This window comes from Bosea sp. OAE506 (assembly GCF_040546595.1).
Lineage (GTDB): Bacteria > Pseudomonadota > Alphaproteobacteria > Rhizobiales > Beijerinckiaceae > Allobosea.
In genome coordinates this window covers 2,796,969-2,818,052 of record NZ_JBEPOB010000001.1, presented here as the reverse complement: position 1 = coordinate 2,818,052, position 21,084 = coordinate 2,796,969, and the positions used below count along the sequence as shown (strand labels likewise).

Here is a 21,084-nt window from a genome sequence, read left to right as displayed (position 1 = left end):
CGCATGCCGCCACGTCGCAAGACGTGGATGGTCGGGACAAGCCCGACCATGACGGCGAGAGGCCCGATCACGTCCCCATCTCGGTCATGAACACCTTCTGGACGATCTGCCATTTGCTCTCGACCTTCAGGAAGGAGAGCAGATCGGTGAAATAGCGCGGCGGCATCTGGCATTTCACCTTCACCAGCGCCAGCGTCGGCCCGACGAGGTCGATGGTCAGGACATGGTCGCCGCGCACCATGCCGGCCGCCTTCGGCGAGGGCCGATGGCGCACGGCCTCGAGCCATTCGTCGCGCGGCACGATCTTGATCGTGCCGTCCTCCTGCGCCGTGGTCAGCGCCGAGGTCGGATGGAAGGCGTGCTCCAGCTTGGCGACGTCGCCCTCGTAGAGGCCGTTGAGATAGGTCCAGGTGACGGCCTCGATGGCCCTGAGATCGTTGTGCATGGTCGCTCCTCCGGCTGCCGTGTGGGACAATCTTGTCTAACCGCAGCGCCTTGCGCGGTCCTTGATGTGCCGCAGACCAACGCCAGGGCTTCAGCCACGGGCCTCGCTTTTCGCCTGGTCCAGCAGCTCCTTCACCTTCGAGCCCTGCATCGCCTGGATGTCGTCCTGATACTTGAGCAGGGCCCCCAGCGTATCCGACACCAGGGCCGGGTCGAGCGCGACCGCGTCGAGTTCGACCAGGGCGGTCGCCCAGTCCAGCGTTTCGGCGACGCCCGGCGCCTTGAACAGCTCCTCCTTGCGGATCGCCTGCACGAAACTGACGACCTGCTTGGCGAGCTTGGCCGGGGCGTGAGGCGCCCGCGCCTTGAGGATGGCGAGTTCGCGGGCGGCATCGGGATAGCCGACCCAGTGGTAGAGGCAGCGCCGCTTGAGCGCGTCATGGATCTCGCGCGTGCGGTTGGAGGTCAGGATCACGATCGGCGGTTCGGCCGCCTTCACCGTCCCGAGTTCGGGAATCGTCACCTGCGAATCCGCGAGCACCTCGAGCAGGAAAGCCTCGAAGGCCTCGTCGGTGCGGTCGAGCTCGTCGATCAGCAGGATCGGCGCGCCGCCCTCCTGAGGCTCGAGCGCCTGCAGCAGCGGCCGCTTGATCAGGTAGCGCTCCGAGAAGATGTCGCCTTCCAGGCTCTCTCGGTCAAGACTTGCGCGGTCGCCACTCGCGCCACCGGCTTCCGCGAGCCGGATCGCCATCATCTGCCCGGCATAGTTCCACTCATAGACGGCCGAGGCGAGGTCGAGCCCCTCATAGCATTGCAGCCGGATCAGCTTGCGCCCGAGCGCGGCCGAGAGAACCTTGGCGATCTCGGTCTTGCCGGTGCCGGCCTCGCCCTCGAGCAGCAGCGGCCGCTTCATCCGCAGCGCCAGGAACAGCACCGTCGCCAGCGCCCGGTCGGCGACATAGCCGCCGCCCTGCAGCAGCGCCAGGGTCTCGTCGATGGAGGTGGGGAGCGAAGCAGTCCGGCGATCGTTCATGTCAAATCCTGGCGCGCGTCTCTGTCATCCCCGCGCCGTGGCGGGCAGTCATCATGGCTCGACCCTATACCTCAAACCACACAGGGAGACGATCAATGACGAATGAGGAAGCCATCACCGCCTTCGCCGACCTGCTCAAGCGTGGCGAGCATCATGAGGCCGCCGAGCGTTTCAACGCCGCCGACATCGTCAGCCTGGAAGCCATGGACGGCCCTATGGCGCGGGTCGAGGGCCGCGCCGCCGTCAAGGCCAAGAGTGACTGGTGGTACTCCGCTCACGAGGTCCATGCAGCCGAGGCCTTCGGCCCCTATCGCAACGGCGACCAGTTCGTCATGCGCTTCGCCATCGACGTCACGGTCAAGGAGACCGGCCAGCGCGTCCAGATGGACGAGGCCGGTCTCTACACGGTGCGCGACGGACTGATCGTCGAGGAGCGCTTCTTCTACTGATCAGCCCTTACTTGCCCGTCGCCTGCGCGACCGCCTGCCGGGTCATGACACCGATCAGATGGGCGCGGTAGTCGGCATCGGCATGCATGTCGGCATTGATGCCCTCGGCGGAGGCCTTCAGCCCGTCGAGGGACTTCGGCGCGAAGCGGGCCTTGAGCGCCGCTTCCGCTTCGGGCCAGCGGAAAACGCCGCCCTCGCCCGCACCGGTCACCGCGACTCGGATCTCGCTGCCGCGCTTGGCGACGAAGACGCCGACCAGCGCATAGCGCGAGGCCGGGTTGCGGAACTTGGCGTAGCCCGCCTTGGAGACGACGGGGAACACCACCTTGGTGATGATCTCGCCCTCTTCCAGCGCCGTCTCGTAGAGGCCGGTGAAGAAGTCGTCGGCCTCGATCTTGCGCTTGTTGGTGACGATCGTCGCACCCAGCGCCAGGCAGGCGGCCGGATAGTCCGCGGCGGGATCGTTGTTGGCGACGGAGCCGCCGATCGTGCCGCGGTGGCGGACATGCGGGTCGCCGATATGCGAGGCGAGATAGGCAAGCCCCGGGATCGCCTCCTGCACGATCGACGAGGCCGCAACCTCGGCATGGGTCGACATCGCGCCGACATGGATGGTGCGGCCCTTGCGGACGATGCCCCTGAGATCGCCGCAGCCGCCGAGATCGACAAGCGCGGCGGGCGAGGCCAGGCGCTGCTTCATCGTCGGCAGCAGCGTGTGCCCGCCGGCCAGGATCTTGGCATCCTCCTTCTTGGCGAGCAGGCCGGCGGCCTGACGAGCCGAGCCGGGGCGGTGATAGGTGAAGGCGTACATGGTTGAATCTCCGCTCTTTTTCAGAACCGTCATGCTCGGGCTCGACCCGAGCATCTCGTCCAGGAAAGCGCTGTCGCGCCTCACCGGGGAAAGATGGCCGGGTCAAGCCCGGCCATGACGCGTTTCAATTACTCGGCTGCCATTCGCGTGATGCTCTTCTGCGCCGCGCGCCAGACGGCCTGCGGCGTCGCCGGCATGGCGATCTCCTCATGGCCGAGCGCGTCGGTGATGGCGTTGATGACGGCGGGCGGGGCGGCGATAGCGCCGGCCTCGCCACAGCCCTTGATGCCGAGCGGGTTGGACGGGCAGGCCGTCACCGTCATGCCGACCTCGAAGGAGGGCAGATCGTCGGCGCGCGGCATGCAGTAGTCCATGAAGCTCGCCGTCACGAGCTGGCCGTCGCTGTTGTATTTCGCGCCTTCCAGCAGCGCCTGGCCGACGCCCTGCGCGATGCCGCCATGGACCTGGCCCTCGACAATCATCGGGTTGATGACGTTGCCGAAATCATCCACCGCCGCCCAGCGCTCGATCTTCGTCACACCCGTCTGCGGGTCGATCTCGACCTCGCAGATATGGACGCCCGCCGGGAAGGTGAAATTGGTCGGGTCGTAGAACGCCCCCTCCTTCAGCCCGGGTTCGAGATCCTGCCCGTTGAACTTGTGGGCGATGTAGGCCTGCAGGGCGCAGGAGCCGAAATCGAGCTTGCGGTCGGTGCCCTTCACCGAGAAATGCCCGTCCGCGAAGTCGATATCGGCCTCGTCGGCCTCCAGCACGTAAGCGGCGACCTTCTTGCCCTTGGCGATGACCTTGTCGACCGCCTTGAAGATCGCGGACATGCCGACCGCACCCGAGCGGGAGCCATAGGTGCCCATGCCCATCTGCACCTTGTCGGTGTCGCCATGGATGATCGAGACGTTCTCGATGGGGATGCCGAGCTTGCCGGAGACGAGCTGGGCGAAGGTCGTCTCATGACCCTGGCCATGGCTGTGCGAACCGGTGAGCACTTCGACGGTACCGACCGGATTGACCCGGACCTCGGCCGATTCCCACAGGCCCACGCCGGCGCCGAGCGAGCCCACCGCTGCCGAGGGCGCGATGCCGCAGGCCTCGATGTAGGAGGAGAAGCCGATGCCGCGCAGCTTGCCGTTGCGGGCGGATTCGCGCTTGCGCTTGCCGAGCCCCTTGTAGTCGATGATCTCGAGGGCCTTGCGCATCGACGCGGCATAGTTGCCGGCGTCGTACATCATGATCACCGGCGTCTGGTGCGGGAACTTCTTGACGTAGTTTTGCATCCGGAACTTCGCCGGATCCTTGCCCAGTTCGCGGGCCGCGACTTCGACGAGCCGCTCGACCACGAAGGTCGCCTCCGGTCGCCCCGCGCCGCGATAGGCGTCCACCGGTGCGGTGTTGGTGTAGACGGCGTCGACCTCCGCGTAGATCGCCGGGATGTCGTAGGAGCCCGACAGCAGCGGCGCGTAGAGATAGGTCGGCACCGACGAGGAGAAGGTCGAGAGATAGGCGCCGAGATTGGCCGTCGTCTTGACCCGCAGCGCCGTGATCTTGCCGTCCGCGTCGGTGGCAAGCTCGGCATGAGTGACGTGGTCACGGCCATGTGCATCCGACAGGAAGGCCTCGGTGCGATCGGAGTTCCACTTCACCGGCCGGCCGACCTTCTTGGCCGCCCAGACGCAGACCGTCTCCTCGGCATAGATGAAGATCTTCGAGCCGAAGCCGCCGCCGACATCCGGCGCCACGACCCGCAGCTTGTTCTCCGGCGCGATGCCGATGAAGGCCGAGAGCACGAGCCGCGCCACATGCGGGTTCTGGCTCGTCGTGTAGAGGGTGAAGATGCCCTCGCCGTCGTCATAGTCGCCGACGGCCGCGCGCGGCTCCATCGGATTCGGCACCAGCCGGTTGTTGACGATGTCGAGCTTCGTGACGTGCTTGGCCGCCTTGAACGCGGCCTCCGTCTCGTCCTTGTTGCCGAGATGCCAGTTGAACACGGTGTTGTCGGGCGCTTCCGCATGGACGACCGTCTTCGCGCCGGCTGCGCTGGCGGTGTCGACCACTGCCGGCAGCACCTCGTAATCGACCAGGATCGCCTCGGAGGCGTCGCGCGCCTGGGCCAGCGTCTCGGCGACGATCACGCAGACATGGTCGCCGACATAGCGGACCTTGCCCTGGGCGAGCGCAGGATGGGCGCCGGCGCGCATCGGCGAGCCGTCCTTGTTGTGGATCATCCAGCCGCAGATCAGCCCGCCGACCTTGTCGGCGGCGAGATCGTCCCCGGTGAAGATGCCGAGCACGCCCGGCATTGCGGCCGCCGCCTTCGCGTCGATCGACTTGATCGTGGCATGGGCATGGGGCGAGCGCAGGAAATAGGCATGGGCCTGGCCTGGCCGGTTGATGTCGTCGGTGTAGCGGCCCTGGCCGGTGATGAAGCGGTGGTCTTCCTTGCGCCGCACCGAGGCGCCGATTCCGGTAGCCGTCATGGTGTTCTCCCTCCTCAGCGCGCCTCTGACGGGCACGTCTCGATCTCCGATGAAGGCCCGCGCGGGATGGCGCGAGCCCCGTCCTGTCATGCGCGATCCCTTACTCGGCGGCCTGGCGCGGCGGCTCCTTGCGCTCCATCCCCTGCCCGCCCATGGCCTCGGCACCGGCCGCGACGGCCTTGACGATGTTGTGGTAGCCCGTGCAGCGGCAGATGTTGCCGTCGAGATCCTCGCGGATCGTCTTCTCGTCGAGCTGATGGCCGCGGCGGTTCACGATATCGACCGCGGACATGATCATGCCCGGCGTGCAGAACCCGCACTGCAGGCCGTGATGCTCGCGGAAGGCCTCCTGCATCGGATGCAGCCCACCCTCGCTGGCCAGCCCCTCGATGGTCGTGATGCTGGCGCCCTCGAGCGAGACGGCCAGCACGGTGCAGGCCTTGGCAGCCTTGCCGTCGATATGGACGACGCAGGCGCCGCACTGGCTGGTGTCGCAGCCGACATGAGTGCCGGTCAGCCGCAGGTTCTCGCGCAGGAACTGCACCAGCAGCGTGCGCGGATCGATCGTCCCGGTGACCGGTTTCCCGTTCACCGTCATGGATACGCTCGCCATCCTCTTCCTCCTTCGCCCGGGTCTGACGCCCGGCTGGTGATATCACCCGTCGCTGTCGGCACGGCAGCCTTCGCGACGGCGAGGCTTTTCCTTGGAACAGCTATAATCCGAGTGTGGACCCGGGTTTTTGCGCGGTCAAGCCGGCCGTCCGAAGCGGCCTGCCCGGATTTCGGGCCAAATTGAACGGGTTTCGCAACTGACCCAGCGACAGGCGGCCCCCCCCACACCGCTTGGTGGCAAAGCGCAAGGATTACACGTTTTTTAATGGAGCCTGACTAAGGTTGCTCAAAACAAGAGGAAACGCAGCGGTGCCGTCCACGCCCCCGCTCTCCACGGCCGAGCAGATCCAGAGCCGCCTGCGCGCCATCGGCTATGGCAAGCCGGAACGGCTGCGCCTCCGGCACTATGCGTCGGCCGTCGCGCGCTTGACCGATTCCATCGTCGAGGAGGATTTCGACCGCGCTCTGGTCATCCGCCCTGATCTCGCGACCTCGCTCGGGCCCGTCGACAGGAACCTGCGCGAGGCCGAAAAACGCCATTTCCGGCTCGTCTTCGAGGGACGCTTCGACGCCGCCTATGTCGCCTCGGCTGAAGACCTCTGCCGGCTCGAGATCCGCGCCGGCATCGGCCCCAAGCCCCGTGTCTCGATCGGCATGGCGCTGCTGCAGCGGCTCGGCCGCATGCACTGGTACCGCCACATCATTCGGCGCGCCCAGTTTGCCCGGGACATGTTCGTGATCGAACGTGTCCTGGTCTTCGACGTCACCACCGCCATCACCATCGCCGCCGAGATCCGCGCCGGAGAGGCCAGCCTCCGGGCCGCGGCTCTCGACGAAACGGCCGAGACGCTGCGCAACCGCATGGGCGGGCTCGAGGCGAGCATCGGCGGCGCCGTCGAGCAGTTCGTCGCCACCGCCAGCGAAACCGGCCGGGCGACCGGCTTCATCAAGGGCGTCCTGGGGGATGTCGCCGGCGCCTCGATCCTGGTGCGCGAGAAATCGCTGCAGACGGCCGCCGCGACCGAGGAGATGTCGGCCAACATCGCCGAGATCGGCAAGCGCGCCCATACCAGCCTCGTCGTCGCCCACCGCGCCGTCGACGATGCCGGGCAGATGAACGCGGCCGTGGCCCGGCTCCGGGAGGTCACCGCGAATATCGGGACCGTGGTCGGCCTGATCGCCGACATCGCGGCGCAGACGAACCTGCTCGCCCTCAACGCCACCATCGAGGCAGCCCGCGCCGGGGAGGCCGGCCGCGGCTTCGCCGTCGTCGCGTCCGAGGTGAAGTCGCTCGCGACGCAGACGGCGAGCGCCACCAGCGACATCGCCGGACAGATCGCCGAACTGACCGCCAGCGCCGAGGCCTGCAGTGCCCATGCGCTGTCCATCGCCGACACGATCGGCAAGATCAGGCTCGATTCCGAGGCGATCTCGGAAGCGGTGTCCCAGCAGAGCGCGGTCACGGCGGCGATCGCCCAGGATGCCGCGGCCGTCGCCGAAAGCTCCGACACCGCCATCGAGCGGGCCAACGCCGTCAGCCGCAGCCTGGACGAAACCGCCCGCGCGCTGGAACGGGCCAATGCGGCGGCGGCGGATATCGCCATGCAGGTCGGCGCGGCGGAGGCCACCGTCGGCGCCGCGCTCGCCTCCTTGCGCAAGGTGTCCTGAGCGCAGGCGCCGTTGCCGGCGCGGGCGCTCAGCCCTCGCTGACCGCCTTGGCGACAATTGGCGAAGAACTCGTCGGCGAGCTTCTTCGAGACCGAATCGATCAGCCGCGAGCCGAGCTGCATTAGTTTGCCGCCGACCTGCGCCTCGACATCGTAGCGCAGCACGGTCTGGCCGCCTTCCGCGTCGCTCAGCGCGACCTTCGCCCCGCCCTTGGCGAAGCCGGCGATGCCGCCCTCGCCCTCGCCCTGGATGCGGTAGCCGTTGGGCGGATCGAGATCGACAAGCTCGACCTTGCCCTTGAAGCTCGCCTTCACCGGCCCGAGCTTGACCTTCACCACCGCCGAGAAATGCGTGTCGTCGTCCTTGTTGAGCTGCTCGCAGCCGGGGATGCAGGCCTTCAGCACCTCGGGGTCGTTGAGCTTGGCCCAGACCACATCCTTGCTGGCCGGCAGCGTCACCTCGCCATTCATCGTCATCGCCATGGCGGTCTTCTCCCAGATCGTGCCGCATTCCGCCGGCGGCTGTTGCAGCCGGGCATGCCCCAAGTCTACCGTGCCCCGGATCGACCCAAGGCTGGCGCGCCTATCCATGAGCGAAAAGCCCCGGCCGACACAAGGGCGACCTGTACGAGGGCATGACGCGTGACGACCGGACCCGAGCGCCGCCTGGCGCACGCCTCACCATGACCGGCAGCCCCTCGGGCCTCTTCGGCGAACTCTTTGTCGATGGCGAGATGGCTGCGGCGATGAGCGATCGGGCGCTCCTGCACGGCATGCTTGGTTTCGAGGCGATGCTCGCGAGCGCGCTGGAAGCCGAATCTATGGCGCCGCAGGGCACGGCCGATGTCATTGCCCGGCAGTGCGACCCGGACCTCTACGACATCGTCGAGATCGGGCGGGCGGCGACGCTGGCCGGCAATCCCGCGATCCCTTTGGTAAAGGCGCTAACCGCGCGCGTCGCCGCGGTCGCCCCCGAACAGGCCAAATGGGTTCATTTCGGCGCAACCAGCCAGGACGTGATCGATTCCGGCTATGTCCATGTCATCGGTTGCGGGCTGAAGCTTATCGATCTGCGGCTTGTCCGCTTGGCTAGTGCCATGCGTGTGCTGGCGGAGACGCACCGCACGACGCCCATGATCGGCCGCACCTTCCTGCAACAGGCGGTTCCGATCACATTCGGCGTCAAGACCGCGCTGTGGCTGGACCCGTTGCTGGAGAGCCGGCATGCCCTACACGACATCCTGGCCGCGCCAGTCGTCCAGTTGGCCGGAGCCGCCGGCACCCTTGCCGCGCTCGGCGACGAGGGCGACCGCGTTCAGGCGCGGTTCGTCGAGCTGACGCTCGGAGCAGGATCCTCGCTCATCCCCTGGCATGCGCAGCGCCACCGCATCGCCCGCCTCGCGGCCGAGCTGGGAATCCTCACTGGCAATCTCGGCAAGATTGCCCGCGATATCGGGCTGATGGCCCAGACCGAGATCGGCGAAGTCGCCGAGCCCGAGGCGCCGGGCAAGGGCGGCTCCTCCGCCATGCCGCACAAACGCAATCCGGTGCTCTGCACCCTGATCCTCGCAGCGGCCCAGCGCGCACCGAGCCTCGTCGCCACCATGCTGTCGGCGCTGCCGCATGAGCATGAGCGTGCGCTCGGCGGCTGGCATGCCGAGTGGCCGACGCTGCCCGAGCTCTTTAAGGTCGCAGGGTCCGCGCTGGCCCAGACGATCACCCTGATCGAGAGGCTTCAGGTCTTCCCGGAGCGCATGCGCGCCAACATCGACCTGACCCAGGGGCTCGTCATGTCGGAGCGGGTCTCGCTGGCGCTGGCTGCGGCGCTCGGCAAGGCGAAGGCGCATCACCTCCTGGAGGAGGCAAGCCGCGCCTGCATCGCGCAGAACCGGCATCTGCGCGAGGTGCTGGCCGCCATGCCCGCCGTCACCGAACATCTAACTGCAGAGGCTTTGGCGGATTTGTTCGACCCCACGACCTATCGCGGCGCGTCCGATGCCATTATCGACCGCGTTCTGGCGCGCGCCGCGCAGGCCCCCCTTCCCCGCGCGGCGGCACCGACGCGCGAGTACAGGATCATCGATGCTTGAGATGACCCCGGAGAAGCGCGCCATCGCTGGTGGCACGGACGGCGCCGCCATGGCGCTTCGCATCGTCGCGGAGGCCGCCCGGCTGATGGGCGCGCCGCGGCTCATCCCTGTGGCGTCGGCCCATATAGACGGCGCGCTCTACCATGGCGATTCCGGCACCCTGTTCGCCGAGCGACTGGTCGAAGGCGGCGCCCGCGTTGCCGTCCGCGCGACGCTGAATGTCGGCGCGCTGGCACCCGCCGGCTGCGCCGCGATCCGGCTGCCGCCGCATGAGCGCGACATGGCGGCCCGCATGATGCGCGCCTATGAGGCGATGGGCTGCGAGCCCTCCTGGACCTGCGCGCCCTACCAGGCCGGGCACCGCCCGGCCAAGGGCACGGACGTCGCCTGGGGCGAATCCAATGCGGTCGTCTTCTGCAATTCCGTGCTCGGCGCCCGCACCAACCGCTATGGCGATTTCCTCGACATCGCCTGCGCCATCGCCGGCGTCGCCCCCGATTACGGGCTCCACCGCGCGGAAAACCGCATCGCGACACTGCTGATCGACGCCAGCGGCCTGAGCCGGAGCTTGCGCGCCTCGGACGTGTTCTACCCCGTGCTCGGCACCCTGCTGGGCCGGGCGGCAGGCACTGCGGTGGCGGTCATCGACGGCCTGCAGGGCTGCACCACGGAAGACCGGCTCAAGGCGCTGGGCGCAGCCTCCGCCTCGGCCGGGGGCGTCGGGCTGTTCCATGTCGCGGGCGTGACGCCGGAAGCGCCGGACGCCGCGACGGCGCTGGGCGGCCTGCCGCCGCGCGAGACGCTCGTCCTGACGCCGGCCATCGTTCAGCAGGCGCTGGCGGGGCTCTCCACCGCGGGCCGGACCGAGCGCATCGACGCCGTCGCGGTCGGCTCGCCGCATCTGTCGCTGCCGGAGATCGACGAGATCGAGCACAGGCTCGCCGGCCGCCGGCTCGCCGCGCCCCTCTACGCCAACACCGGCCGCCATGTGCTGAAGCCGCTGGAGGCGCAGGGGCGCCGCGCCGCGCTGGAGCAGGCCGGGGTGGTCTTCGTCGTCGACACCTGCGTCGTGGTCACGCCGATCCTGCCCGATATCGAGGGGGCCGTGCTGATGACCAATTCCGGCAAATTCGCGCATTACGCGCCGGGCACCACCGGCTATGCGGTCACCTATGGTTCGCTCAGCGAATGCGTCGAGAGCGCGGTGGCCGGCCGCCTCGTCAGGGAGGAGCGGGCATGGGCCTGACCACGCAGATCCTGCTGCCGGGCCCGGCCACTGCCGGCCCCTGCCTCGCTCTGACCGCCCCGATCAGCTTCTGGGGCGGCGTCGATCCGCGCTCGGGCAGGATCATCGACCAGCGCCATCCCCAGTGCGGGCTCAGCGTTGCGGGCACGATCCTGGCCCTGCCGGGGACGATCGGCTCGTCTTCGGCCTCGGCCGTGCTGCTCGAACTGGTCCATGCCGGCAAGGCGCCCGCCGCGATCCTGATGGACGCGCCCGACGCCATCCTGCTGCTCGGGCTGGTCGTGGCGCGCGAGATGGGTTGGCCCACGCCGCCCGCCCTGCGCCTGGCCGCAGCCGATCAGGCGCCGCTGGCGGGCCGCAGCCTCGCCATTGCCGCCGACGGCACCATCTCCGTTCAGTAACCCCCGCTCACGAGACCAGGGACACCACGCCGATGCCGATCGAAACCCTAGCGGGCGAACCCTTCAACATCCGCTTCGACGGGCCGGCCGATGCCCCCGTGCTGATGCTGTCGAACTCGCTCGGCACCAATCTCTCGATGTGGGACCCGCAGATTCCCGAATGGTCGAAGCGCTTCCGCGTCCTGCGCTACGATTCGCGCGGGCACGGTCTCTCGGTCGCGACCGACAGGGCCTTTGCGATCGACACGCTCGGCAGGGACGCACTCGCCATTCTCGACCATTTCGGGATCGAGCGCGCGCATTGGTGCGGCGTCTCGAAGGGCGGCATGGTCGGGCAATGGCTCGCGACAAATGCCCGCGAGCGGATGGGCCGCCTCGTGCTCGCCAACACGGCCGCCCATATGGGCCCGCCCTCGCTCTGGGACGACCGGATCGCGATGGCGCGCAGCCAGGGCATGGACGCCCTGGTCCAGGGCGTGCTCGCACGCTGGTTCAGCCCGCGCTTCCGCGAGGCCGAGCCCGCAACCGTGACGCGGGTCGGCACGATGCTGACGACGACGCCGGCGATCGGCTACGCCACCTGCTGCGCCGCGATCCGCGACATGGACCAGCGCGAGTCGATCCGCAGCGTCACCAACCCGGTACTGGTGGTCATCGGCACGGTCGATCCCGCCACGCCGCCGGCCGCCGGCCACCTGATCGCGCAGGCCATCCCCGGCGCCCGGACGGTCGAACTCGACGCCGCGCATCTGTCGAATCTCGAGCAGCCTGAGGCCTTCACGAAGGCCGTTCTCGATTTTCTGAGCGAATGAACAACGCAAAGTGAGGTTAAAGCGCGCCGTCATCCCGGGCGACCGCAGGGAGACCCGGGATCCATTCCCGAACGCTTCAGGCATGGATCCCGGATCTCCGCTTCGCTGCGTCCGGGATGACGGCGTCTTCGAATCAACCTTTGGCAGGAGCACATGATGGCTGACGACAAGACCCGCTACGCCGAGGGCATGACCACCCGCCGCGCCGTGCTCGGCGGTCCTTATGTCGACAAGGCCAGTTCCGGCCTGACCGACTTCAACGGCGAATGGCAGGAGTTCATCACCCGCACCGCCTGGAACGACATCTGGAACCGGCCGGGCCTGCCCCGGCGCGAGCGGTCGATCATCGTGCTGGCGATCGCCGCCTCGCTCGGCGCCTGGGGCGAGTTCCGCATCCATGTCCGCGGCGCGCTCAACAATGGCCTGAGCCGCGACGACATCAAGGAGGTGCTGATGCAGACGGCGATCTATGCCGGCGTGCCGGCCGCCAACCACGCCTTCAAGGAAGCCGCGAGCGTCTTTGCCGAGATCGAGGCAGAGGCCGCGAAGAGCTGAGCCGTCTCGCCGTCAGGCGGGCCCTAAACCGCCTGAAACTGCCGCTGCCGATAGATCAGGCTGCTGCCGGGCGCCGCCACTGCGCCGCCGAGACCCAGCACCTCTCCGATCAGGATGCGGTGCGTCGCAACGTCGTGGATCGCGGTGAGCCGGCAGTCGAAGGCCGCCACGGCCTCGGACAGGACCGGCGCGCCGGTGGCGAGCGTCGTCCAGTTACGGGTGGCGAAGCGGGCCTCGCCCTCGATGCCGCGCCGGCTGGCGAAGATCTCCGCGAGTTCGAGCGCGTCGCCCGGCAGGGTGTTGATGCAGAACAGCCCGGCCGCCTCGATCACAGCCAGGGTCCGGCTCGGCCGCGCGATGCAGACCAGCACCGTCGGCGGCGAATCCGAGACGGAGGCGACAGCCGTGGCGGTCAGCCCCACCCGCCCGGCCGGACCGAGCGTGGTCACGACATGGACGGCACTCGCGACGCCGGCCATGGCGTCGCGAAAGGAGGCCGCCTCGGGCGCGACCCGCGGCTGGAGAGAAACTGTGTCGGTCATGGCGATCCGGGGGGCCGAAGCGGCGGGTTTCCCCGTGATGTAGGGGTTTGACCGGCAAAAAGCCAGTTTGCGCGGCGCCTGCGACGACAGGCCCCCTGCTTCAGGCCCCATTCGGCGACATATATCAATAGCCGCTGTTCCGGAGCGACTCAGTCCCGGTCGAGCGTCGCCAGCAGCCCGTTGCGCAGATGCAGCATCAGGGCATCGCTGGCAGCCATCGCGGCCGCAGGATCGGCCGTCGCCAGCGCCTGCGCGAAGGCGACATGGTGGCCAGCCGCCGGCACGAGATCGTCCTGCCGCTCGAAATGATACCAGGCCCGCCGGATCAGCGCCTGCAACGGCTCCACCGCCCGCGTTGCATAGGGGCTACGCGCCGCGGCCGCGACCGCCGCGTCGAGCTCCTTGTCGAGCCGCATATAGGCGGTGGCGTCGCCTTCCGCTGCGGCCTGGCGCATCGCGCGCGCCTTCTCGACGATGCTGATGCGCTCCCGCGGGCTGGCGCGGCGCGCGGCATCACCCGCGATCAGCCGTTCCAGCACCTCCCGCGCATCGAGCGCGGCCATGATGTCGATGGCGTTGATTCCAGCCACGACGACGCCCTTGCGCGGCAGCACTTCCACCAGCCCCTGCTGCGCAAGCCGGATCAGCGCCTCGCGTACCGGCGTGCGCCCGACACCCACCATGTCGATCAGTTGCGCCTCGGTGAGCGCCGCGCCCGGCCGCAGCGAGAGCGTCACGATCGCCTCCTCGAGCCGGCGATAGGCGGTCTCCGTCAGGCTGGGCGCTCCCTGCGACGGCAGCGGCGCCGGCTCGTCAGGGCCATCGCTCTCGAAAGCGGGCCGCAGGCTCATTGCGCCGCTCCCCGCGGACCGCCTCGGATTGACGCATCACAAGCCATTGATATATCAATCCTGCCTATCGCGTTCGGACGCCGGACAAGCAATCTGCAAGCGAAACGGGTTCCGGCGCAAGACGCTTCTGGCAGGACGGCCCGCCCTCCGGGGCACCTCGACCCGGCGACGCGGCTGTTGCAGAACAGGGTAGCGCGGGCCCGTCGGGGCCGAAGACGAGCGCCGCAGCGGAGAGTGGAATGGCCTTCACCTGCACGATTCCCGCCCGCCCGACCGTCCAGCAGGACGACGACACCCTGCGCATCACGCGCTGGGATTTCGAACCTGGCGCCGTCACCGGCTGGCACAGCCATGGCTGGCCCTATTTCGTCGTGATGCTCGTCGCCGGCACGCTGCGCATCCATGACGGCACCAAGACCACCGACGTCCCCCTCGCCGAAGGCCAGGCCTATATGCGCCCTGCCGGCATCCAGCATGACGTCATGAACGGCTCCGAACACCCGATCGCCTTCGTCGAGATCGAGGTGAAGCGGCCGGGCGCGCTGGCGGAGCTCTCCCTGCCATGAAGGTCCGGCCATGAAGACCGCCGTCGTCGGCGCCGGCATCGTCGGCTGCGCCATCGCCCATGCCCTGCTCGACGAGGGCCACGAGGTCCTGATCCTCGACAAGGAGGGGCCGGGCTTCGGTCCTTCGCGCGGCAATGCCGGCTGGATGGCCCATACCGACATCCTGCCGATCGCCAGCCCGAAGATCCTCAGGCAGGTGCCGAAATTCCTGCTCGACCCGCTCGGCCCGCTGGCAATCCGCCCGGCCTATTTCCCGAAACTCCTGCCCTGGTTGCTGCGCTTCGTGCTGGCAGCGCGGCCAGAGGCTTATGAGCGCTCGATCCAGGGCATCGGCGCCCTGCAGCAGCGCGCCCTGCCCGCCTGGATGGCGCGCGCCAAGCATGCCGGCCTCGAGAGCCATATCCACCGCAAGGGCGGGCTCTATGCCTTCACCGAGCGCGGGGCCTTCGAGGAGGCGCGCGGGATCGCGAAGCGTCAGGCGGAGTTCGGCATCACCGTCGAGATGATCGGCCCTGAGGAACTGCGTCAGTTCGAGCCGGCTCTGAAAGGCGGGTTCGTCGGCGCGGCCTTCCACCCCGACACCGCCCATATCAGCGACCCGCTGCAGCTCACGCTCGCGCTGTTCGAGGCGGCGCTCGCCCGCGGCGCGGTCTTCGAGAAGGCAGCCATCACCAATATCTCGACCGGCGAGCGCCCTGCCCTGATCGGCGCCGACGGCTTCCAGCGCGTCGTCGACCGCGCGGTCGTCGCGGCTGGCGCCTGGTCGAAGCCGCTGGCGGCGGCGCTCGGCGACAAGGTTCCGCTCGACACCGAGCGCGGCTACAATGTCAGCTTTCCCGGCGTGACCGGGCTGACCACGCGGCCTATCGGTTTCGAGGGCCACGGCTTTGTCATGACGCCGCTGGAGAGCGGCCTGCGCATTGGCGGAGCGGTCGAGTTCGGCGGGCTGGAAGCGGCCCCCAACCACGCTCGCACCAGGATCCTCTACGACAAGGCGAGCCAGTTCGTGGACGGGCTGCCGGCCTTCGAATCCGGCACGCTCTGGATGGGCTTCCGCCCCTCCATGCCCGACTCGCTGCCGGTCATCGGCAAGGCGAGCCGCAACCCCCATGTCGTCTACGCCTTCGGCCACGGCCATTACGGCATGACGCAGTCGACCGTGACGGCCGATCTCGTGGCGGCGCTGGTCGCGGGGCGCGGACCCGCCATCGACCTCGCCCCTTTCAGCCCGCAGCGCTTTTGAATCAATCCGCCAACCGACCGAGCCAAGCCGATGAGCACCCACACCTTTTTCTGCGTCGACGGCCACACCTGCGGCAATCCGGTGCGCATGGTCGCGGGCGGCGCCCCGCCGCTCAAGGGCGCCAACATGGTCGAGAAGCGGGCCCATTTCCTCGCGGAGTATGACTGGATCCGCACCGGGCTGATGTTCGAGCCGCGCGGCCACGACGTCATGTCAGGCTCGATCCTCTACCCCCCCACGCGCAACGATGCCGACATCGCCTTCCTCTTCATCGAGACCTCCGGCTGCCTGCCGATGTGCGGCCACGGCACCATCGGCACGGTGACGATGGCGCTGGAGCGCGGCCTCGTCACCCCGCGTGAGGAGGGCGTGTTGCGCATCGACACGCCCGCCGGGCTGGTAACGGCGCGCTACACCCGCAATGGCGACTATGTCGACAATGTCCGCATCACCAACATCGCCTCTTATCTCCACGCCACGGGCCTGACCGCGGAGATCGAGGAGCTCGGCGAGGTCACCGTCGACGTCGCCTATGGCGGCAATTTCTATGCGATCGTCGATCCGCAGGACGCGTTCCGCGACATCGCCGACATCAACCCCTCCGACATCCAGCGCTGGAGCCCGAAGCTACGCGCCGCGCTGAACGCCAAGTACGAGTTCATCCACCCTGAGAACCCGGCGATCAACGGGCTCTCCCACATCCTATGGACGGGCGCGCCCACCAAGCCGGAGGCCCATGCCCGCAACGCCGTGTTCTACGGCGACAAGGCGATCGACCGCTCGCCCTGCGGCACCGGCACCTCTTCGCGCATGGCGCAGTGGGCAGCGCAGGGGAAGCTCCAGGTCGGCGACGATTTCGTGCATGAGAGCATCATCGGCACGATGTTCCGCGGTCGGGTCGAAGCGACCGCCCAGGTCGGCCCCTTCGAGGGCATCATCCCCTCGATCGAGGGCTGGGCCCGGATGACCGGCTACAACACGATCTTCATCGACGACCGCGACCCGCTCGCCCATGGTTTCCTTGTGACCGATCGGCCCTGAACGCCGGTCCGTCACGCCCTCCCAGCAGGGGCCGGCGGCGGAGCGCCACCGCCGCACCCTGCCCCAAACACAATCATCTTGCGTGAAATCGGCGCGGCGCCGCAGACTGCACTGCCCATTTGTCGGGCAATTCGCCGCAGATTGCTTTTGACAGTTTTATGGCCGGGCGCGATTGTCCAAATGGCAAGGCGTTGGTAGCTCTGCATGGTGATCGCATCTCGCATGCGTCGGCGTCATGCCGGCTCAAGAGAACGGGAGCGGGTTCAAGGGGTCTGCGTCGTCCATGGAAGTGTTCCTGCAGCAGCTCATCAACGGGCTGACCCTGGGGTCGATCTACGGCCTCATCGCCATCGGCTACACGATGGTCTTCGGCATCATCGGCATGGTGAACTTCGCGCATGGCGACATCTTCATGCTGTCGGCCTTCATCGCGCTGATCTTCTTCATGCTGATCGCCTCCTGGTTCGGGGCGGGGCTGATCGTGGTCGCGCTGATCTTCGTGCTGGTGCTGGCGATGTTCTTCACCTCGCTGTGGAACTGGGCGATCGAGCGCGTCGCCTACCGGCCCCTTCGCGGCTCCTTCCGCCTTGCCCCGCTGATCTCGGCGATCGGCATGTCGATCTTCCTGATGAACTTCGTCCAGGTCGTGCAGGGCCCGCGCAACAAGTCGACGCCGCCCATGCTCAACAAGTCGATCACGCTGATCGAGAGCGCGACCTACTCGGTCCAGATTTCCTACAAGCAGATCGTCATCATCGTGACGACCGCGGTGCTGCTGGCCGCCTTCTGGTACATCGTGCAGAAGACGCCGCTCGGCCGGGCCCAGCGCGCCTGCGAGCAGGACCGCAAGATGGCCGCCCTGCTGGGCATCGACGTCGACCGCACGATCTCGATCACCTTCGTCATGGGCGCAGCGCTCGCAGCCGTCGCGGGCGTGATGTACCTCGTGCTTTACGGCGTCGTCAGCTTCAATGACGGCTTCATCCCCGGGGTGAAGGCCTTCACGGCAGCCGTGCTTGGCGGCATCGGCTCGTTGCCTGGCGCCGTCATCGGCGGCCTGCTGATCGGCCTGATCGAGGTGATGTGGTCGGCCTATTTCACCATCGACTACAAGGACGTCGCCGCCTTCTGCATCCTGGCGATCGTGCTGGTCTTCATGCCCTCGGGCCTGCTCGGCCGCCCCGAAGTCGAGAAGGTCTGAGCCCATGGCCGCACCCGCCACAAAAGCGACGGCTCCGGCCGCCCCGCAGCACGACTACGGCGCCGCCTTCAAGGAGGCCGGCTTCGCAGCGCTGGTCACCTTCGGCCTGTGCATCCCCATCATCGCCTGGGGCACGCGCCAGAACATGGACAATGTCCTGGTTCTGGACCCGCGCTGGGACGCGGTGGCCTGGGCGGTCGCCATCGTCTTCGTCGGCCGCTTCGTCGTCGCCCTGCGCCAGCAGACCAAGGCGAGCCGCCAGTCGCTGGTGCGCTTCCTGCCGAAGGGCACCTTCGCCTTCTTCCAGCGCCACTCGCGGCTGTTATCGCTCTTTGGCCTGGGCTTCCTCGTTACCTTCCCGATCATCGCGATCAATCTGGCGGGCTGGGGCGGCGCGCTGAAATGGATCGACAATTTCGGCATCCAGATCCTGATCTATGTGATGCTGGGGTGGGGGCTGAACATCGTCGTCGGCCTCGCCGGCCTGCTCGATCTCGGCTATGTCGCCATTCTATGCGGTGGGCGCCTATTCCTACGCGCTGCTGGCCAAGAATTTCGGCCTCTCCTTCTGGATCCTGCTGCCGCTGTCGGGCATCCTCGCGGCCTTCTGGGGCATGCTGCTCGGCTTCCCGGTCCTGCGCCTGCGCGGCGACTACCTGGCGATCGTGACGCTCGCCTTCGGCGAGATCATCCGCCTCGTCCTGATCAACTGGGTCGAGTTCTCCGGCGGCTATGCCGGAATTTCCGGCATCCCGCGCCCGACCTTCTTCGGCATTCCCTTCAACGCCAGCGACACCGGCTTCGCCGCCGTGTTCGGGCTCGAATTCTCGCCGCTCTACCGCACCATCTTCCTCTACTACCTGATCCTGGCGCTGGCCCTGCTGACCGCCTTCGTGACGCTGCGCCTGCGCCGCCTGCCGGTCGGGCGCGCCTGGGAGGCCCTGCGCGAGGACGAGATCGCCTGCCGCTCGCTCGGCATCAACACGACCTCGACCAAGCTCACCGCCTTCTCGATCGGCGCCATGTTCGGCGGCTTTGCTGGCGCCTTCTTCTCGGCGCGGCAGGGCTTCATCTCGCCGGAATCCTTCGTCTTCATGGAATCGGCGGTGATCCTGGCCATCGTCGTGCTCGGCGGCATGGGCTCGCTCTGGGGCTGCGCCATCGCCGCGATCGTGATGATCGGCGGCACCGAGCTGCTGCGCGAGCTGGACTGGCTGAAGGCGGTCTTCGGCAATGATTTCGACCCGACCAAATACCGCATGCTGATCTTCGGTCTCGCCATGGTCGTCATCATGATCTGGAAGCCGCGCGGCCTGATCTCGACCCGCGAACCCACCGCCTTCCTCAAGGAGAAGAAGTCGATCTCGGCAGACATGGTTCAGGAGGGGCACGGCTGATGACGACCGTTTCCTCCCAGGGCCGGCCGCTGCTTCAGGTCGAGCACGTCACGATGCGCTTCGGCGGCCTGACCGCCGTCAACGACCTCTCCTTCGAGGCGCGCAAGGGCGACATCACCGCGCTGATCGGCCCCAACGGCGCCGGCAAGACCACCGTCTTCAACTGCATCACCGGCTTCTACAAGCCGACCGAAGGAATGATGACGCTGACGCAGGACAGTGGCGCGAGCCATCTGCTCGAGCGCATGCCGGACTTCCAGATCAGCTGGAAGGCCAAGGTCGCCCGCACCTTCCAGAACATCCGGCTCTTCGGCGGCATGACCGTGCTGGAGAACCTGCTGGTCGCGCAGCACAACCCGCTGATGATCGCCTCCGGCTACACGTTCCTCGGGGTCCTCGGCATCGGCGGCTACAAGGCGCGCGAGAAGGAAGCGATCGACAAGGCCAAGTTCTGGCTCGAGAAGATCAACCTGATCGACCGCGCCGACGACCCGGCTGCCGACCTGCCCTATGGCGACCAGCGCCGCCTCGAGATCGCGCGCGCCATGTGCACCGACCCGGTCCTGCTCTGCCTCGACGAGCCGGCCGCCGGCCTCAACCCGCGCGAGAGCCATGACCTCAACACGCTGCTGCTCTCGATCCGCCAGGACCTCGGCACGGCGCTGCTGCTCATCGAGCACGACATGTCGGTGGTGATGGAGATTTCGGACCATGTCGTGGTGCTCGATTACGGCACCAAGATCGCGGACGGCACCCCGGCGGAGGTGCAGGCCGATCCGAAGGTGATCGCGGCCTATCTCGGCGTCGACGACGACGAGGTCGAGGCCGCCGAAGCGGAGGTCGGCATCGCGTGACCGAAACCCTCGTGCAGACCCAGACCGGCCCGCAGGCGGCCGCGCCGTCGCAGGGCCAGCCGCTGCTCAGCGTGCGCGGCGTCAAGACCTATTACGGCAAGATCATCGCCCTCAAGGGCGTCGACATGGACGTCCGCCAGGGCGAGATCGTCACGCTGATCGGCGCCAACGGCGCCGGCAAGTCGACGCTGATGATGACGATCTTCGGCAACCCGCAGGCCCGCGAGGGCACGATCACCTATGAAGGCCGCGACATCACCAGGATGCCGAGCCATCTGATCGCGCGGCTCGGCATCGCCCAGTCGCCGGAAGGCCGCCGCATCTTCCCGCGCATGACCGTCTTCGAGAACCTCCAGATGGGGGCGGCGCTGCGCGACCTCTCCCATTTCGACGAGGACCTCGAGAAGATCTGCACTCTCTTCCCGCGCATCCGCGAGCGCCTGCAGCAGCGTGGCGGCACGCTGTCGGGCGGGGAGCAGCAGATGGTGGCGATCGCGCGCGCCCTGATGGCCCGCCCTAAGCTGCTGCTGCTGGACGAGCCCTCGCTCGGCCTCGCCCCGCTGATCGTCAAGCAGATCTTCGAGGCGATCCGCGAGCTCAACCGCACCCAGGGGCTCACCGTCTTCCTGGTCGAGCAGAACGCCTTCCACGCGCTCAAGCTCGCCCATCGCGGCTATGTCATGGTCAACGGCGTCGTCACCATGAGCGGCACCGGTCAGGAGCTGCTGGCCAATCCGCAGGTTCGCGCCGCCTACCTCGAAGGCGGGAGGCACTGAC

General features: G+C 67.9%; 19 protein-coding genes and 3 pseudogenes. 14 read left to right on the top strand and 8 right to left on the bottom strand.

Going from position 1 to position 21,084, the window contains the following annotated elements; all coding sequences use genetic code 11:
- Nucleotides 1–67: 67 nt before the first annotated feature.
- Both ABIE41_RS13725 and ABIE41_RS13720 read right to left on the bottom strand, forming a co-directional pair.
- Nucleotides 68–445, bottom strand: a complete 378-nt coding sequence (locus tag ABIE41_RS13725) for a nuclear transport factor 2 family protein (RefSeq protein ID WP_192640954.1) — start codon at nucleotides 443–445, stop codon at nucleotides 68–70.
- Between the two features lie 90 nt (nucleotides 446–535).
- Entirely contained in the window at nucleotides 536–1,477 is a 942-nt protein-coding gene (locus ABIE41_RS13720; RefSeq protein ID WP_192640953.1) for an AAA family ATPase, read from the bottom strand.
- Nucleotides 1,478–1,572: 95 nt separating this feature from the next.
- Here ABIE41_RS13720 and ABIE41_RS13715 point away from each other — a divergent pair, with 95 nt between their 5' ends.
- Entirely contained in the window at nucleotides 1,573–1,926 is a 354-nt protein-coding gene (locus ABIE41_RS13715; RefSeq protein ID WP_192640952.1) for a SnoaL-like domain-containing protein, read from the top strand.
- A 7-nt stretch (nucleotides 1,927–1,933) separates the two neighbouring features.
- Here the strand turns inward: ABIE41_RS13715 and ABIE41_RS13710 are convergent, their stop codons facing one another.
- The 3 genes from ABIE41_RS13710 to ABIE41_RS13700 form a co-directional block, all read right to left on the bottom strand.
- The gene (locus ABIE41_RS13710; RefSeq protein WP_192640951.1) at nucleotides 1,934–2,737 is read right to left on the bottom strand and encodes an FAD binding domain-containing protein; all 804 of its coding nucleotides are present in this window, start codon (nucleotides 2,735–2,737) and stop codon (nucleotides 1,934–1,936) included.
- 128 nt (nucleotides 2,738–2,865) lie between these two features.
- Nucleotides 2,866–5,229, bottom strand: coding sequence for a xanthine dehydrogenase family protein molybdopterin-binding subunit (locus tag ABIE41_RS13705; RefSeq protein WP_192640950.1), 2,364 nt, complete (start codon nucleotides 5,227–5,229; stop codon nucleotides 2,866–2,868).
- A gap of 100 nt (nucleotides 5,230–5,329) precedes the next feature.
- Nucleotides 5,330–5,842 (bottom strand): (2Fe-2S)-binding protein, encoded by a 513-nt coding sequence (locus tag ABIE41_RS13700; protein ID WP_192640949.1) that lies wholly within the window; start codon nucleotides 5,840–5,842, stop codon nucleotides 5,330–5,332.
- Between the two features lie 308 nt (nucleotides 5,843–6,150).
- Between ABIE41_RS13700 and ABIE41_RS13695 the strand changes: the two genes are divergently transcribed.
- On the top strand, nucleotides 6,151–7,509 hold the full coding sequence (locus tag ABIE41_RS13695; protein ID WP_354192239.1) for a methyl-accepting chemotaxis protein: 1,359 nt from the start codon (nucleotides 6,151–6,153) through the stop codon (nucleotides 7,507–7,509).
- 56 nt (nucleotides 7,510–7,565) lie between these two features.
- On the opposite strand, the pseudogene ABIE41_RS13690 reads toward ABIE41_RS13695, so the two are convergent.
- Nucleotides 7,566–7,991: pseudogene (locus ABIE41_RS13690) on the bottom strand (CoxG family protein); the annotation flags it as partial.
- A 200-nt stretch (nucleotides 7,992–8,191) separates the two neighbouring features.
- On the opposite strand from ABIE41_RS13690, the gene pcaB reads away from it, so the two are divergent.
- The 5 genes from pcaB to pcaC all read left to right on the top strand — a co-directional run bounded on the left by pcaB (nucleotide 8,192) and on the right by pcaC (nucleotide 12,612).
- The gene (gene pcaB, locus ABIE41_RS13685; RefSeq protein WP_192640947.1) at nucleotides 8,192–9,598 is read left to right on the top strand and encodes a 3-carboxy-cis,cis-muconate cycloisomerase; all 1,407 of its coding nucleotides are present in this window, start codon (nucleotides 8,192–8,194) and stop codon (nucleotides 9,596–9,598) included.
- Entirely contained in the window at nucleotides 9,591–10,844 is a 1,254-nt protein-coding gene (locus ABIE41_RS13680; protein ID WP_192640946.1) for an aconitase X, read from the top strand. Before pcaB ends, ABIE41_RS13680 begins: the two co-directional genes overlap by 8 nt.
- Complete coding sequence (locus ABIE41_RS13675) at nucleotides 10,835–11,245, top strand: aconitase X swivel domain-containing protein (protein ID WP_192640945.1); 411 nt, start codon at nucleotides 10,835–10,837, stop codon at nucleotides 11,243–11,245. The genes ABIE41_RS13680 and ABIE41_RS13675 overlap by 10 nt, the downstream gene beginning before the upstream one ends.
- Nucleotides 11,246–11,277: 32 nt before the next feature.
- Nucleotides 11,278–12,057, top strand: a complete 780-nt coding sequence (gene pcaD / locus ABIE41_RS13670; RefSeq protein WP_192640944.1) for a 3-oxoadipate enol-lactonase — start codon at nucleotides 11,278–11,280, stop codon at nucleotides 12,055–12,057.
- 153 nt (nucleotides 12,058–12,210) lie between these two features.
- Complete coding sequence (gene pcaC, locus ABIE41_RS13665) at nucleotides 12,211–12,612, top strand: 4-carboxymuconolactone decarboxylase (RefSeq protein WP_192640943.1); 402 nt, start codon at nucleotides 12,211–12,213, stop codon at nucleotides 12,610–12,612.
- A 23-nt stretch (nucleotides 12,613–12,635) separates the two neighbouring features.
- Here pcaC and ABIE41_RS13660 read toward each other — a convergent pair whose 3' ends face one another.
- Together ABIE41_RS13660 and ABIE41_RS13655 are read right to left on the bottom strand one after the other, a co-directional pair.
- A complete protein-coding gene (locus ABIE41_RS13660; RefSeq protein WP_192640942.1) occupies nucleotides 12,636–13,154 on the bottom strand; it encodes a flavin reductase family protein in 519 nt (172 codons plus the stop codon).
- 149 nt (nucleotides 13,155–13,303) lie between these two features.
- A complete protein-coding gene (locus tag ABIE41_RS13655) occupies nucleotides 13,304–14,005 on the bottom strand; it encodes a GntR family transcriptional regulator (protein ID WP_192640941.1) in 702 nt (233 codons plus the stop codon).
- A gap of 239 nt (nucleotides 14,006–14,244) precedes the next feature.
- On the opposite strand from ABIE41_RS13655, the gene ABIE41_RS13650 reads away from it, so the two are divergent.
- The 7 genes and pseudogenes from ABIE41_RS13650 to ABIE41_RS13620 all read left to right on the top strand — a co-directional run bounded on the left by ABIE41_RS13650 (nucleotide 14,245) and on the right by ABIE41_RS13620 (nucleotide 21,083).
- Nucleotides 14,245–14,571 carry a cupin domain-containing protein gene (locus ABIE41_RS13650; RefSeq protein ID WP_192640940.1) on the top strand — a complete coding sequence of 109 codons (327 nt, stop codon included), beginning with the start codon at nucleotides 14,245–14,247 and terminating at the stop codon, nucleotides 14,569–14,571.
- Between the two features lie 10 nt (nucleotides 14,572–14,581).
- Nucleotides 14,582–15,814: an NAD(P)/FAD-dependent oxidoreductase gene (locus ABIE41_RS13645; RefSeq protein ID WP_192640939.1), complete on the top strand. Its 1,233-nt coding sequence runs from the start codon at nucleotides 14,582–14,584 to the stop codon at nucleotides 15,812–15,814.
- A 30-nt stretch (nucleotides 15,815–15,844) separates the two neighbouring features.
- Nucleotides 15,845–16,855 (top strand): 4-hydroxyproline epimerase, encoded by a 1,011-nt coding sequence (locus ABIE41_RS13640; RefSeq protein WP_192640938.1) that lies wholly within the window; start codon nucleotides 15,845–15,847, stop codon nucleotides 16,853–16,855.
- 283 nt (nucleotides 16,856–17,138) lie between these two features.
- Nucleotides 17,139–18,056, top strand: a complete 918-nt coding sequence (locus tag ABIE41_RS13635) for a branched-chain amino acid ABC transporter permease (protein ID WP_192640937.1) — start codon at nucleotides 17,139–17,141, stop codon at nucleotides 18,054–18,056.
- Nucleotides 18,057–18,060: 4 nt separating this feature from the next.
- Nucleotides 18,061–19,453: pseudogene (gene livM, locus ABIE41_RS13630) on the top strand (high-affinity branched-chain amino acid ABC transporter permease LivM).
- Nucleotides 19,453–20,378 (top strand): annotated as a pseudogene (locus ABIE41_RS13625) (ABC transporter ATP-binding protein); the annotation flags it as partial. The pseudogenes livM and ABIE41_RS13625, both read left to right, overlap by 1 nt.
- The gene (locus tag ABIE41_RS13620; RefSeq protein ID WP_210320862.1) at nucleotides 20,370–21,083 is read left to right on the top strand and encodes an ABC transporter ATP-binding protein; all 714 of its coding nucleotides are present in this window, start codon (nucleotides 20,370–20,372) and stop codon (nucleotides 21,081–21,083) included. The pseudogene ABIE41_RS13625 and the gene ABIE41_RS13620, both read left to right, overlap by 9 nt.
- The last annotated feature ends 1 nt before the right edge of the window (nucleotide 21,084 follow it).

Excerpts from the sequence above, each read along its gene's own strand:
- ABIE41_RS13725 (WP_192640954.1), bottom strand. The coding sequence starts at position 445 with ATGCACAACGATCTCAGGGCCATCGAGGCCGTCACCTGGACCTATCTC.
- ABIE41_RS13720 (WP_192640953.1), bottom strand. The coding sequence starts at position 1,477 with ATGAACGATCGCCGGACTGCTTCGCTCCCCACCTCCATCGACGAGACC.
- ABIE41_RS13715 (WP_192640952.1), top strand. The coding sequence starts at position 1,573 with ATGACGAATGAGGAAGCCATCACCGCCTTCGCCGACCTGCTCAAGCGT.
- ABIE41_RS13710 (WP_192640951.1), bottom strand. The coding sequence starts at position 2,737 with ATGTACGCCTTCACCTATCACCGCCCCGGCTCGGCTCGTCAGGCCGCC.
- ABIE41_RS13705 (WP_192640950.1), bottom strand. The coding sequence starts at position 5,229 with ATGACGGCTACCGGAATCGGCGCCTCGGTGCGGCGCAAGGAAGACCAC.
- ABIE41_RS13700 (WP_192640949.1), bottom strand. The coding sequence starts at position 5,842 with ATGGCGAGCGTATCCATGACGGTGAACGGGAAACCGGTCACCGGGACG.
- pcaB (WP_192640947.1), top strand. The coding sequence starts at position 8,192 with ATGACCGGCAGCCCCTCGGGCCTCTTCGGCGAACTCTTTGTCGATGGC.
- ABIE41_RS13680 (WP_192640946.1), top strand. The coding sequence starts at position 9,591 with ATGCTTGAGATGACCCCGGAGAAGCGCGCCATCGCTGGTGGCACGGAC.
- ABIE41_RS13675 (WP_192640945.1), top strand. The coding sequence starts at position 10,835 with ATGGGCCTGACCACGCAGATCCTGCTGCCGGGCCCGGCCACTGCCGGC.
- pcaD (WP_192640944.1), top strand. The coding sequence starts at position 11,278 with ATGCCGATCGAAACCCTAGCGGGCGAACCCTTCAACATCCGCTTCGAC.
- pcaC (WP_192640943.1), top strand. The coding sequence starts at position 12,211 with ATGATGGCTGACGACAAGACCCGCTACGCCGAGGGCATGACCACCCGC.
- ABIE41_RS13660 (WP_192640942.1), bottom strand. The coding sequence starts at position 13,154 with ATGACCGACACAGTTTCTCTCCAGCCGCGGGTCGCGCCCGAGGCGGCC.
- ABIE41_RS13655 (WP_192640941.1), bottom strand. The coding sequence starts at position 14,005 with ATGAGCCTGCGGCCCGCTTTCGAGAGCGATGGCCCTGACGAGCCGGCG.
- ABIE41_RS13650 (WP_192640940.1), top strand. The coding sequence starts at position 14,245 with ATGGCCTTCACCTGCACGATTCCCGCCCGCCCGACCGTCCAGCAGGAC.
- ABIE41_RS13645 (WP_192640939.1), top strand. The coding sequence starts at position 14,582 with ATGAAGACCGCCGTCGTCGGCGCCGGCATCGTCGGCTGCGCCATCGCC.
- ABIE41_RS13640 (WP_192640938.1), top strand. The coding sequence starts at position 15,845 with ATGAGCACCCACACCTTTTTCTGCGTCGACGGCCACACCTGCGGCAAT.
- ABIE41_RS13635 (WP_192640937.1), top strand. The coding sequence starts at position 17,139 with ATGGAAGTGTTCCTGCAGCAGCTCATCAACGGGCTGACCCTGGGGTCG.